The following is a 12,105-nucleotide window of genomic DNA, read 5'->3' on the forward strand; positions in this document are numbered from 1 at the left end:
ACCAAGTGTTTTGCCGTCCTTTTGCTGGGGTTGAGGCGGCAGCAGCCTGTCTTTTGGCGAGACAAGCGCTCGAGTTTCTCTCCGAGGCTCCCCCCGTCTCAATTCTGCTCTCCGCAGCCCAAAGCGCCAGCGGGGATCCTCATTTCTCGACGGCAACGTTGGATCAGATCTCCCGACACCCCCACCAACCGTCCTAGCCATTCGTCCGGCACAGAAGCAAGCAACGCCGGGCCAAACTGCTGATGAAGATGCTGCCAGAGAAGGGCAGCCCGCCGCGGCTGGGGTAAAGTGGTCGGCTAGCTGCGCAAGGTAACCGGAAATTGTGTTGTCAACTGCGCCCTCACCTGGTTTTGCAGAGCTTCTACCTCCGCATCCGTGAGGGTGCGATCGGGAGCACGGTACACCAGGCGGAAGGCAAGGCTGCGCTGCCCTGCAGGTACGCCTTGACCACGGTACTCGTCGAAAAGCTGCACCGATTGGAGAAGTTCTCCGCCCGCTCGACGGATAACCTTCTCGATCTCACCAACGGCAAGGTCGAGTGGCGCAAAGAAGGCGATATCCCGATCGGCAGCAGGAAAGGGCGAAAAGGGGACAAATTGCACAATGCCCCGTCTCTCCAGGCTTTCCAGCAAGGGATCCAACTGCAGCTCAAACCCATAGACCTGATCTGGCAGCCCCTTTTCCTGACAGAGGCGGGGGTGCAGTTGCCCGAACAAACCGATGCGGGATCCCTCAATCCACAAACTGGCCTGGCGACCGGGGTGAAGCAGGGACGATTGCTCTTCAGGGGGATCCAGACGAAACTCCGGGCCAAATCCCAGCCGCTCCAGAGCGGAGACCAGCAGCCCCTTGGCCTCGAACCAGTCCATGGGTCGGTTGCGGTGCTGCCAATCGTGGGGATTGGGATCCCCGCCCAAGATACCGCCGATATGCTCAGCTTCCCGGTAAGGGTGGGGGTTGGGGGGAAGGGCATGGGCAAAAACACGACCGATTTCAAAGGCTTGGAGCGGGCCGTTGCCTTGATCCCAGTTGAAGCGGAAGGCCTCCACCAGGCCGGGAAGTAGCGCATTGCGCACGGCTGAATATTCAGGCGAAAGTGGATTGGCAATCCTCACCAAAGATCCATCCTCCTCCGCCGGGCAGAGGGAGATGTGATATACCTCTGTCAGGCCAATGCCGCGCAGCACTTCTCGGATCTGGCGGGTGAATGTTTCCCGCGCCGAAAGGGATCCCACCTGCGGCTCGGTGGGCAGGGTTTCCGAGAAGCGGTCATAGCCGTAGAGACGGGCAAACTCCTCGATGAGGTCGATCTCCCGCTCAATGTCCCGCAGGCGATAGGGGGGAACGACGACCTGCCAGACGCAGCGGGCCACAGTTGCCGTTTCTGTAGCGGGGGAGAGAGCATCCTGGGAACTGGCCTCTTCGCAACGGGAGAGCTGAAAGCCCAAGGCAGACAGGATCTCTTCCACATCCGCCGCCTGCACCTCGTCCCCCAACACATCGATCAGCCGCGACAGCCGCAATTTCAGGCTGCGTTCCAGGGGGGGCCGCCGGTCAAAGGTGGTAAGGCCGGTTACTGCTCCCCCTGCCAGTTCCAGGATCAACTGCACCGCCCGATCTCGGGCCTGATCGAGGGTGGCAAAGTTAACCCCTCGCTCATAGCGGGTGGAAGCCTCGGTGCGCAGACCTTGAGACCGGGCCGAGCGCCGCGTCACCGCTGGATCGAATAGGGCTGCTTCCAAGAAAATGCGAGTGGTGGTCGAGCCGACCTCGGTTTCTTCCCCTCCCATGACCCCGGCCAGAGCTACCGGTTGGCTGCCGGCCACAATGAGATGACTGTCGGCTTGCAAGGTGCGGGTTTGGCCGTCCAAGGTCTTTAAGGTTTCTCCCGGCTGGGCCAAGCGCACCTCGATGGTGGGTTTTTTCTTGCCCATGACCTGGAGCAGGCGATCCCAGTCGAAGGCGTGCAAAGGCTGGCCCCATTCCAGCAGGATCAGATTGGTAATATCCACTACATTGTTGATGGATCGCATGCCGGCAGCGGCCAGTCGGTGTTTTAGCCAGTCGGGGGAAGGGCCGACTTTCACCCCTTCGATCAACACGCCACTGTAGGCGGGGCAGGCTTTGGCGTCGGCAATGCGCAACTGAAAGTTGGGGATGGGCTTGGCCTGAAGAGGCTGGACGGGGGGCAGGCGCAGCGGGTTGCGGGTGAGGGCAGCCACTTCGCGGGCGATCCCCACCATGCTCAGGGCATCGGCCCGGTTGGCGGTGGAAGTGAGATCCAGCACCACATCGTCCAAGCCTAGAAGGGGGCGCACATCAGAGCCAAGCGGATGAACCTCCAGATCCAAGTCGGGCGGGAATTCGTGGATCCCTTCGGAAGATTTCTCCAGCCCCAGCTCTGCCAGAGAGCAGATCATGCCCTCCGAGATCACCCCCCGCTTGTCGGCTTTGGCAATGGTGAGGGAGAGGGCGGGCAAATGGGTGCCGGGCGTGGCCACTGCTACCAGGATCCCAGGGCGGGCGTTGGCGGCTCCACAGACAATGGTGGCAGGCCGATCGGATCCCAAATCCACCTGGCAAACCTGCAGCTTGTCGGCGTTGGGGTGAGGCTCGGCAGCCAGGATCCTGCCCAAAACCACCCCATCTGCCCAGGTGCGGCGGTCTTCGATCTCTTCCACTTCAAACCCCGCCAGGGTGAGGGCCTCTCCCAGTTCTTCAGGTGAAAGTTGGAAATCCACCAGTTCTCGCAGCCACTTCAAGGAGATGCGCATCGCTGAGCCATCGGTGCAAACGCCGCACCCATTATCGCTCACCTGGCCCTCTTCTCCAGCCGGGATCCCGGCCCAAGATCGTGGGATGGCATAGACCCGGTTCTGGCCGGAACCGGTGGGACAGGGTGGGATGCTAAAACGGTGAAGGCGAGGGCTGAGGTCAGATCCAGCGGATGGCAAGGTGAGGAAAGATGAAGGAAGACTGGGCAAAACGGTTGCGCAACGGGCTGGTTGCCGCGGCAGCTGTGCTCTTAGCGGTGGGTTTGTTTTTGGCCAGCCAGGGTCGTCAGGCGGGCAGCAACCTAGAGGCTCTAGCCCAAGAAGCCATACCTTGGGAGCAAGCTCAGGCCAATGGCAAGCCTTCTTTGGTGGAGTTCTACGCCGATTGGTGCACCACCTGCCGAGCGATGGCGCCCCTCCTGGCCAATCTCAAAAAGGAATTTGCCGATCAAGTCAACTTTGTCATGCTCAATGTGGATAATCCCAAGTGGCTGCCGGAGCTGAGCCGCTACCGGGTGAACGGCATCCCTCATTTTCTGTTTTTGGATCGGCAGGGAGAAGTGCTGGGATCGGCGATTGGCGAACAGCCGCCGTCGATTCTGCGAGCCAATGTGTTGGCTCTGGCAACTGGACAGCCCCTGCAGTTGACCAACATCGGGCCGGTGTCTGAGCTGGAGCGGGGCAGGCGCGCCCTCCCCAGTCAGCCGGATCCCCGCAGTCATGGTTAGGAGTTTGGTCCAGGGTTTTGTTGTCTTGGACACAGGCGGAAAGGTCTGGCCTCGGTTTGATATTGGATAACTTCTATCCATTCTCGTAGCTCACAAGAACAGGCCATGGCTGTCGAGACAACACCGATTTTGCCGGATCCGCAACGGTTGATCCCGAGCGAGCGCCTCAGACAACTGAATGTCCGCTCCAATTCAGCCGGGCTCCGGCAGCTTTTGGGACATTTGGCGGTGATGGCGGTGAGTGGCAGCCTGTGGGTGACCCAGAAAGGTGTCAATGGCTGGATTGCCCTGCCGGCGCTGGTGGTTTACGGGGCCAGTTTGGCGACGATGTTTGCTGCCTTGCACGAATGTGTACACCGCACCGCTTTTTCCAGCCGAAAACTGAATGACGGGGTAGCCTGGGTGGCGGGCTTGCTCTCATTTTACAACAGCACTTTTTATCGCCGATACCACAAATGGCACCACCGCTATACCCAGATTCCGGGCAAGGATCCGGAGCTGGAGGATCCCAAACCCCAGAGCTGGCCGGAGTATTTGCTCGAGCTGAGCGGCTTGACTTGGTGGATCGGCAAGGTGAAGACCTACATCCGCATAGCCAGCGGCCAGTTGCAAGGCTATCCCTACATTCCTGAATCGGCCCGCCAAGAGGTCATTCGTTCGGTGCGGTTGCAGCTAGGGGTCTACGGCCTTGGGAGCTTGCTCTCCCTTCTGCTGGGGGATCCCTGGATAGTGTGGCTGTGGCTGTTGCCTTTGGCGGTAGGGCAGCCGATCTTGCGCTTCATTTTGCTGGCAGAGCACACAGGCTGTAGCCAAACCGAGGATCCCTTCTCCAATACCCGTACCACCCTTACCCTTTGGCCAATCCGCTTTTTGATGTGGAATATGCCTTACCATGCTGAGCATCACCTTTACCCCTCCATTCCATTTCATGCTTTGGCCGATGCCCATCAATACCTCAAGCCCCATCTGGCTCATCTAGGGCAGGGGTATGTGCGGGTTCATCGTCAGGTGATTGAACAATTTCAGGCATGACTCACTACACCTGGAGCCTGAACGATTTTCAGCTACAGTGCGGGATCCAACTGCCCCAAATCACGCTCGCCTACGCCACCTACGGGACTCTTTCCCCCCGAAAAGACAACCTGATCCTCTACCCCACCTCCTATGGGGCTCAGCATCCCGACCTGGAGTGGCTGATTCGTCCCGACGGCATCCTCAACCCGCAGCGGTGGTTTATCCTCATTCCCAATATGCTGGGCAATGGCCTTTCCACTTCCCCCAGCAACGATCCAGCCTGTGGCTTGCGGGAAGATGGCTTCTGGTTTAGCCACTGGGACAATGTGCGCCTGCAGGAGAGCCTGATTCGCCAACACTTTGGGATCGAACGCATCCGCCTGATCTACGGCTGGTCGATGGGGGCTCAGCAAGCCTATCACTGGGGATCCCTGTTTCCTGAGCGGGTGGAACGGATCGTAGCCCTCTGTGGCACCGCCAAGACCACAGTTCACAATCGGGTTTTTCTGGAGAGTTTGCGCTCAGCCCTAACTGCCGATCCCGCCTGGAACGGTCGTCGATTTACGGGTGTCCCAGAGCGGGGTCTGCGAGCTTTTGCCCACATCTACGCCAGTTGGGCTGTTTCCCAACCTTTTTTCAACCAAAAATGCTATGAATCCTTGGGGTATGCCTCTCTCGAAGATTATCTAGAGCGAGGCTGGGAGGCCAATTACCGCCGCCGGGATCCGCAGAATTTGCTATCGATGATCGAAACTTGGATCCGCTGCGATATCAGCGACAACCCCATTCACCGGGGAGATTATCGGGCAGCTTTAAGGGCAATTCAGGCCCAAACATTGGTGATGCCCGCCCAAACGGATCTGTACTTCACCCCAGAAGATTGTCGGGCTGAGGCAGAATGGATCCCGAACGCGGTTTACAAGATCATCCCCTCCATTTGGGGGCACCGGGCCGGTAATCCTCATCAAAACCCCGAGGATGAAGCTTTTATTCGCACAGCCGTGCAGGAGTTCCTGGAGAGCTGAGGGCACCTACACAGATTGCAGGCGCAGGTGTTGCACCAGAGCCTGTAGTCCCAACAGGTAGCTTTGTGCCCCAAAACCACTGATTTGCCCAACCGCTACGGCGGCGATGTAAGAGTGCTGGCGGAAGGGCTCGCGGCGATGGATGTTGCTTAGGTGGACTTCCACAGTGGGCAATCCTACGGCTGCAATGGCATCTCGGAGAGCAATGCTGGTGTGGGTATAGGCCCCAGGGTTGATCAGAATGCCGACATGCTGCTGGCGGGCACGGTGAATGGCATCGATGAGCACCCCCTCATGGTTGGACTGGAGAATCTCCAGCTTCGCCCCTAGCATTTCTGCCTGCCGATGCAGAGCCTGATCGATCTGCTCTAGGGATACTGAGCCGTAGATGCCCACCTCTCGCACCCCCAGCAGGTTGAGGTTGGGGCCATGCAGTACCAAGAGGCTGAGAGGCTCGCCGCCGGGGGCAATGGCAGTCGGATTAACGACGACGATGGGATCCATCTTCTACCGGAATGGGAGCAGGTTGAGGCTGGGGGTTCCCCAGCAGGGTGTCGATCACACGTTCCACCCATTCCCGGATCTTTTCCAGCACCTTTTCTACCCAATCCATCCGATCTGCCTCGCGAGGTTTTACGAAGGGAGTTTATTCGACGGAATTCTATGATAGCGCTTCTTTCCGAGGGGTGTAGAGCTGACCGGCTGGCCGGCCTTTTTCCCCAGCAGGGATCCCTTGTTTTGCCTACCCTTTTACAAGAATCTGAAGAAAATCCAAAACCCCTCAGCCAGACCAGTTCTTCAGCATCTGGCTAATGGTTCTGCAGATGATCCGCAGGGTCATGGAGCGCAGCAGGATCCCCATCTGAAGGTCTGTCCCCGGCAATTCAAATCGCTCCGCCTGGCCCGCCACCGTCAAAGTTAGGGTGGATCCCCGCTGCAGGAAGAGGGCGCCGCCGGGGTTGAGATCCCGTTTCAGGGTTTGCAGCTCTTGATCGGAGGGATCCCGCAGCACCACCAGATCGCTGCCTTCGTAGGCCAAGCCCTCCCGCTCCAGGGTCTCTTCGTCGGCTTCCGCCAAAAGCAGATCCAGTTGGGGATGGCGCAGCAGGGTTTTCACCTGGCGAAAGAGGCTGCCCTGCAGGGGTCTAGAGCTGTGGTTTAGCAGCACGCCCTCCCGACAGACGGATCCCACACATGCGTTGGGGCGGTGGGACAAAATATGCTCCACCAAGGTGTGCGCCTCCGCCAAGGTGAGGCGGTTAAAGGTCAAAATCGGGATGCGGGCCGTCTTGGGAAACAGATGGTCGAGGATTGCCCCCGGCACATCCACTCCCGCGCCAATGGCAGGTTTTTGGTGCATGAGCACACCTGGCGCAGCATTGATCTCGATGATCCCCAGGGATCCCTCCTTCCAGGAGCGCTCCAGGCTGGGGGCAATGACATCGATGCCCAAGCACACCAGCGAGAACTGCTGGGCAATGGTTTGGGCCAAAACCACGTTGTCGGGATGGACGGTGGCCGTGACATCGCGGCTCACTCCTCCCGCCGAGAGATTGGATACCTTGCGCAGATAGACCGTCCGCCCCGGTTCCAGCACACTGTCCACTGTCAAGCCTTGCTCTGCCAGAAAGCGCTCCATTGCCTCATCCCATTGGATCGGCCCCAGGGGAGAAGTGGGGGTATCCCAACGGACGGGATCCCGGTTGGCCTGCTCGATGAGCTGCCCGATGGTGCTTTGGCCATCTCCCGTCACTGAGGCGGGGCGTCGTTCCGTGGCCGCCACAAAGCGGCCTCCCACACACAACAGGCGAAAATCGGTGCCCTGCAGATGCTTTTCCAGGATCAGCCGGATGGGCTCCTCAGGGGGAAGGGCTGCCACGGCTACCTCGTAGGCAAAGGCCAGTTCTTCTGGGGTTTGAATGCCTGCTGTTACCCCTATCCCCTTGTGGCCGGCCACCGGCTTGAGCACCACCGGATAGCCGATTTCTTGCGCTTGCTGCAAAGCTTCTGCCAAAGAGGCGACCACCTCTCCCTGGGGCACGGGGAACCCTTGCGCCGCCAGAAAGGCTTTGCAATCGTCTTTGCGGGTGGTGAAGTCAGAGTCGAGATGGCTGTCGCAGTGAAAGGTGGTGGCCACCCCTCGCACCTGGTTGCGACCATAGCCATACTGCATCACCCCTTCATCCCATAGGTAGTAGGTAGGGATCCCGCGTTCGTGAGCAGCCCGCAGGAGGGCATAGACCGTCGGCCCGCCGTACACCGAGTTGCGAAACAATTGCTGCAGGCGGCGCATCTCCCCTTCAACGTCGAAGGGCTCCCCTTGGGCGATGGCTTCCAGCCAATCCCAAGCAAAATAAACCGCGGCACGAGTGGTACGGCCATGCAAGGTCTGCACCGCGATGCGCACATACTCTGGAAACAGGTGACAGCTCCACTTCTGCAAGTGGAGATCCATCTGCAACCGGTTCACCTCCGTCACCAGCCGGGCAAACAAGTGGGCGTAGGAAGGATAAGATCCCTCCTGCAACTGGGGGAAATGGAAGCAGACCTTGGACAGGTAGACATCAATGGGCAGCGGCTGTGGGCACTGGGTAAGGGCAAAGTCGAAGGTGAAAGCGGCTGTATTGAGATAGGGGTTAGGGCCGAGATAATGCTTCAGGTTGAAAATGTCGAAAACATCCGACTCGCGCGCGTTGATGCGGGGCACGCCCGCCGCCTCCTGCAAAACCATAGCCGGCCTCAAGAGAAGGGAAACAACGACCTCAGCGCGGGGAAAACCCAGCTCTCCCGGCTGGGGCCGCTTCCATTATTCCCGATCCGGCCCCCATCCCCGGCGGCTTGCCCTCGCAGCACAAGGGATCCCGGGCAGCTTTTTGCCTGTTAAAGCCCCTTTGGAGAGTTAAGTACAAGAGTTCCAGTCGAGCAGGATAGAAGGCAGGCCTGGGTCTGGATACCCCGGTAAGCTGCTGCTCCCCCGATTCCTGCTTGTGGATTTCTTGTAGGCTAAATCCTATCGTGAAGTATCTGACGGATTAGAGTTCCCATTCTTCTATTAACAGCCGACTAAGTAAATAAGTCCTTTGTGTTGGAGAAAGCAATTTGATTTTCACTTCCTAAAATAAAGACAAATCTAGAGGAAAAACAAAACCGAATTTTGTCAATTGGTCGTCTGTCTTTACAATAAGAAGATCCCACTTTTCTTTGACATAAGAGTTTATATTGGCTACGTGGAGACGAGACAGGATTTTTCCATCGCTTGGGAGATCAGATAGGGGGAAACCAGGCTCAACATAGAGATCTAACCTCTGCAGGTCTAGCAAATCGGCCACAATCACTGGAGGACAGTTCCGGCCAACGAGCACCTTTGGCTGCTCCTGCAGTCGATGTAGCTCCTGAGCAGACTCGTAAATAGCCAGACGTGTGTTTATCAAATCCCTAGAGGAGGTGCTGATAAGAAAGCGGGGATCAGATTTTGCTGCGTAAAAATCGGGCAGCTCTCCATTAAATATCCAATTCATTAGATCGGCCATTCGATACTTTGGATGCCAGTCGGTAAAAAACTTCTCATAAGCTCTTTTGGCAATCTCTATTGCTGATTCAGGGTTCTCTAAGTAAAACTTAATCTTTTCTACTAGCTCCGAATAAGAGTTGTAGGTATCGCAATATAGTCCGGGAACTAAGTACTCATCAAAACCAGATGCAAATGAAAGGCGATCTGTCAATAGAAAGCCCCCTGCAGAGATAATTTCAAGGTTCCTCAAGTTAATGTCGCCATTTAGGCTACAGTTAAAAGAGATCAAGGAGTGGGCAAATAAATGAGCTCCCTCTTCTCTAGTTCCTGACTTAGCAATCAAAGGCAAACCCGCTTCTCTCAGAGCATTGATCAGGAAAGAGCGCCTTGGGTGAAAGCCACCGATTTGGCCAAGGAAAGCAATTCTGTTTTCTCTTGTCTCTACCCACTCATGAGTGACCACGTACATATTCATCAAAGGCAGCCACGCCGCATTTTGGATCCCTGCTGAAACAAACCAGTGTAGATGCTGCCGATTGTAAGTAGTGACTACATAGTCAAAGTTCTCTTGGCTGCAGTAATTTAAGAGATAGTTAATAGGTGCTATTCCGTGACCACATAGAGGAGATACCCAATGGGTATCTCCAGATAACAAAACTGTTGGACAGCCGAACTTTTTGGTGTTGAAAGGTTTACATGAGTCGAAAATAGAAGAGTTAACTACTACTAAATCAAACTCTTTATCTTCAATCTAATTCGAACGATGCACAAACTCGTAAAGATCGTAGTCTCCCAAGGGGCACTCAACCAGCCCCTGAGGAATGCTGTAAAAGTTAAGGCCACACCCCTTCGCTGCCCATCCCGGACACAGGGTTACCTGCTTATTGGAAAAAACCGGGAATGTGAGGTAGTCCACCGCATTTTGCCATACTAAGAGAACTCGCGGCTGTAGAGCCTCAGCTTTAGAATTTTCCATGGCTTGCTCGTGTACTTAGCATGAATAGCGCTTACCTCAAAACTTCTTGGCACAGGGCGAATTGTAGCATGTAGAGATGTTGAGAGCAAGATTAAGCTCCTGCAAGGAAGACAGAATGTAGCATCCTATTCCTTTCCCCGCCAGAGTTACAGTTATTCCGCCTCTCCTGCAGCGGGCAGAGAAAGCTTCGTTGGCTTTCCCCTGGTGCTCGGTGCTACTTTTGGTCTCCGATCTGCCACGCGAATGCGACTGCCCTCAGCCCCTCTCCCGCAACTAGGGAGGGGAGACTGGGTTCGCCAGCTGCAATTCGGAATAGAAATCTCCCAAGCTGCTCGGTCAACCCCAAACGCTATTCAAGACGCCTTTCGACGCCATTTGTGGTGGGTGCGCATCCCAAAAACCACTCAGGCAAGCCAATTGAACTAACGAAGAGTACTTAGAAGCACAACATCCATAACCAGCAGCGCCCCAGCAAAGGCCAGCAGGCTGCGCACGATCTGGCGCTCTTGCTTAGAACGATGGGATCCACCCACACGAAGCCATTTCAGAGATTGGGGAAGGCGGTACAGCATAGGAGATTCGGCGGAACCCTAGGGTGATCATGCCCTATTTTGTGGGGTTTGGATTCCCCACGCTGGGGGGGAGAAACGGCTAGCCCTGAGGGGCAATTCCCTCTAGAGTGAGGGTTAGTCCATTGCCCCTGTCTATGACCACTCCCTTGACCCAAGCCGAAACCGTTTTGCAAAGGTGCTGGGATCATTGGCAATCTCTGGCCAGCCGTCGGGATTTACAACCGGAGTTCAGGGCTCTATCCACTTTGCGCAAGCGCCTCACCGCGCGGCTGTTTTCCATTGCGGTGTTTGGGCTGGTCAACCGTGGCAAGTCGGCCGTCCTGAACGCCCTAACCGGCGAGGAGCGATTGAAGGTGGGCCCCCTCAATGGGGTCACTCAGCAGCCCCAATCCCTGCTGTGGCAGCCGGAGCCAGGGATCCCTTGGCGGGTGAGGCTGGTGGATACTCCGGGTTTGAACGAAGTGGAAGGAGAAGCCCGCGAACAGTTGGCCTGGGATGTGGCCCGCTCGGCGGATTTGATCGTGTTTGTCATCGCCACCGACCTGACCCAGTTGGAATACCAAGCTCTCTCGGAGCTGCGCACTCTATACAAGCCCATCCTGCTGGTGTTGAACAAATGCGATCTCTACTCCGAAGCGGAGTTGCAGGCCATTTGTGCCCAGATCAGCCGCCACCTAGGCTGGGTATCGCCGCAGGAGATTTTGACCGTGGCCGCTTGCCCAAAACCTCTGAAAGTCCGCACCCACTGGCCGGATGGCCGCATTACTTTGGAATGGGAACGGCCTGCACCCCAAATTGAAGCCTTGCGGGGGCGAATTCTGCAGATTTTGCAAACCGAGGCGGGATCCCTCCTGGCTTTGAATGTGTTGAAGCGGCTGGACCGGGTTCAGGCCCAGATTCTGGAAAAACAGTGGCAGCACCATGCCCCCTTTGTGGAGCAATGGGGCAGGATTTTCGCCCTTGGCAAGGGGATTGTGGTGGGCTTGGCTCCGCTGGGGTTGGATTTGCTGTTGGCCCCACTGCTGGATGGCCTTTGGCTGTTGGGCTTGGGAGTGCGGCTTCACCTACCCCGGACGGCCTTGTGGAGGGGGCTGGTCTCCTTTCGCGAGGGGCTGTGGCGACCGCTGCTGCTCAATGGGGCTTTGCTGCTGCTAGCAGAAGGAGTAAGTTCCTGGCTGTGGGGAGACTGGGGCAACGGCCTTTTGCCGGGTCTGGTGGCGGGGATCAGCTTGTACCGCCTGGGATCCCTGGCGCCGCAGGTGCTCAGCCAGTTTGCAGCACAAGCGTTTGGCCTGGAAGCGGGCTTGCGTGCCTTGATTGAACAGGGAAGACCGGCTGTATCAGACCGCACAACCTCCCTGCCAGGTTTTCTCGCCTAGTTCTCAACCATTTCAGCAGCGTGGTAGGAGCTGCGCACCAATGGCCCCGAGCGCACCTGGCGAAACCCCATCCGACGGGCTATCTGGCCCAGCTCGGCAAACTCTTCCGGAGTCCAGTAGCGTTCC

At 57.1% G+C, this 12,105-nt stretch carries 12 protein-coding genes and 1 pseudogene; 5 read left to right on the top strand and 8 right to left on the bottom strand.

The window, feature by feature from the left end:
- A partial coding sequence (locus NW838_RS00280) for a hypothetical protein (protein WP_414427267.1) occupies window positions 1–197 on the top strand: 197 nt, incomplete at its 5' end.
- A gap of 99 nt (window positions 198–296) precedes the next feature.
- On the opposite strand, the gene pheT is transcribed toward NW838_RS00280, so the two are convergent.
- Window positions 297–2,774: a phenylalanine--tRNA ligase subunit beta gene (gene pheT, locus NW838_RS00285; protein WP_414427271.1), complete on the bottom strand. Its 2,478-nt coding sequence runs from the start codon at window positions 2,772–2,774 to the stop codon at window positions 297–299.
- A gap of 191 nt (window positions 2,775–2,965) precedes the next feature.
- Between pheT and NW838_RS00290 the strand changes: the two genes are divergently transcribed.
- The 3 genes from NW838_RS00290 to NW838_RS00300 all read left to right on the top strand — a co-directional run bounded on the left by NW838_RS00290 (window position 2,966) and on the right by NW838_RS00300 (window position 5,541).
- Window positions 2,966–3,502, top strand: coding sequence for a thioredoxin domain-containing protein (locus NW838_RS00290; protein ID WP_414427268.1), 537 nt, complete (start codon window positions 2,966–2,968; stop codon window positions 3,500–3,502).
- Window positions 3,503–3,607: 105 nt separating this feature from the next.
- Window positions 3,608–4,534: a fatty acid desaturase family protein gene (locus tag NW838_RS00295; RefSeq protein WP_414427269.1), complete on the top strand. Its 927-nt coding sequence runs from the start codon at window positions 3,608–3,610 to the stop codon at window positions 4,532–4,534.
- Window positions 4,531–5,541, top strand: a complete 1,011-nt coding sequence (locus tag NW838_RS00300) for an alpha/beta fold hydrolase (RefSeq protein ID WP_011434449.1) — start codon at window positions 4,531–4,533, stop codon at window positions 5,539–5,541. The genes NW838_RS00295 and NW838_RS00300 overlap by 4 nt, the downstream gene beginning before the upstream one ends.
- Window positions 5,542–5,547: 6 nt before the next feature.
- On the opposite strand, the gene aroQ is transcribed toward NW838_RS00300, so the two are convergent.
- From aroQ to NW838_RS00330, 6 genes are all read right to left on the bottom strand, one after another.
- Window positions 5,548–6,045, bottom strand: coding sequence for a type II 3-dehydroquinate dehydratase (gene aroQ, locus NW838_RS00305; protein WP_049749607.1), 498 nt, complete (start codon window positions 6,043–6,045; stop codon window positions 5,548–5,550).
- On the bottom strand, window positions 6,023–6,154 hold the full coding sequence (locus NW838_RS00310) for a hypothetical protein (RefSeq protein ID WP_011434447.1): 132 nt from the start codon (window positions 6,152–6,154) through the stop codon (window positions 6,023–6,025). The genes aroQ and NW838_RS00310 overlap by 23 nt, the downstream gene beginning before the upstream one ends.
- A gap of 168 nt (window positions 6,155–6,322) precedes the next feature.
- Entirely contained in the window at window positions 6,323–8,272 is a 1,950-nt protein-coding gene (locus tag NW838_RS00315) for an acetate--CoA ligase family protein (protein ID WP_414355498.1), read from the bottom strand.
- 382 nt (window positions 8,273–8,654) lie between these two features.
- Window positions 8,655–9,527 carry a glycosyltransferase gene (locus NW838_RS00320; RefSeq protein ID WP_414355499.1) on the bottom strand — a complete coding sequence of 291 codons (873 nt, stop codon included), beginning with the start codon at window positions 9,525–9,527 and terminating at the stop codon, window positions 8,655–8,657.
- A 276-nt stretch (window positions 9,528–9,803) separates the two neighbouring features.
- Entirely contained in the window at window positions 9,804–10,028 is a 225-nt protein-coding gene (locus NW838_RS00325; RefSeq protein WP_414355500.1) for a hypothetical protein, read from the bottom strand.
- Window positions 10,029–10,450: 422 nt separating this feature from the next.
- Window positions 10,451–10,600 (bottom strand): hypothetical protein, encoded by a 150-nt coding sequence (locus NW838_RS00330; protein ID WP_414355501.1) that lies wholly within the window; start codon window positions 10,598–10,600, stop codon window positions 10,451–10,453.
- A 134-nt stretch (window positions 10,601–10,734) separates the two neighbouring features.
- Here NW838_RS00330 and NW838_RS00335 point away from each other — a divergent pair, with 134 nt between their 5' ends.
- Complete coding sequence (locus NW838_RS00335) at window positions 10,735–11,979, top strand: Era-like GTP-binding protein (RefSeq protein WP_414427270.1); 1,245 nt, start codon at window positions 10,735–10,737, stop codon at window positions 11,977–11,979.
- On the opposite strand, the pseudogene NW838_RS00340 reads toward NW838_RS00335, so the two are convergent.
- Window positions 11,976–12,105, bottom strand: a pseudogene (locus tag NW838_RS00340) (lipoyl synthase); the annotation flags it as partial. The gene NW838_RS00335 and the pseudogene NW838_RS00340 overlap by 4 nt on opposite strands.

Origin of the sequence: Synechococcus sp. R55.2, from assembly GCF_047462075.1 — a bacterium.
In the GTDB taxonomy this organism is placed as follows: Bacteria; Cyanobacteriota; Cyanobacteriia; order Thermostichales; family Thermostichaceae; genus Thermostichus.

Coding starts and splice junctions, on each gene's coding strand:
- NW838_RS00315 (WP_414355498.1), bottom strand. CDS start 8,272: ATGGTTTTGCAGGAGGCGGCGGGCGTGCCCCGCATCAACGCGCGCGAG.
- NW838_RS00295 (WP_414427269.1), top strand. CDS start 3,608: ATGGCTGTCGAGACAACACCGATTTTGCCGGATCCGCAACGGTTGATC.
- pheT (WP_414427271.1), bottom strand. CDS start 2,774: ATGCGCATCTCCTTGAAGTGGCTGCGAGAACTGGTGGATTTCCAACTT.
- NW838_RS00335 (WP_414427270.1), top strand. CDS start 10,735: ATGACCACTCCCTTGACCCAAGCCGAAACCGTTTTGCAAAGGTGCTGG.
- NW838_RS00290 (WP_414427268.1), top strand. CDS start 2,966: ATGAAGGAAGACTGGGCAAAACGGTTGCGCAACGGGCTGGTTGCCGCG.
- NW838_RS00310 (WP_011434447.1), bottom strand. CDS start 6,154: ATGGATTGGGTAGAAAAGGTGCTGGAAAAGATCCGGGAATGGGTGGAA.
- NW838_RS00320 (WP_414355499.1), bottom strand. CDS start 9,527: ATGAATATGTACGTGGTCACTCATGAGTGGGTAGAGACAAGAGAAAAC.
- NW838_RS00300 (WP_011434449.1), top strand. CDS start 4,531: ATGACTCACTACACCTGGAGCCTGAACGATTTTCAGCTACAGTGCGGG.
- NW838_RS00330 (WP_414355501.1), bottom strand. CDS start 10,600: ATGCTGTACCGCCTTCCCCAATCTCTGAAATGGCTTCGTGTGGGTGGA.
- NW838_RS00325 (WP_414355500.1), bottom strand. CDS start 10,028: ATGGAAAATTCTAAAGCTGAGGCTCTACAGCCGCGAGTTCTCTTAGTA.
- aroQ (WP_049749607.1), bottom strand. CDS start 6,045: ATGGATCCCATCGTCGTCGTTAATCCGACTGCCATTGCCCCCGGCGGC.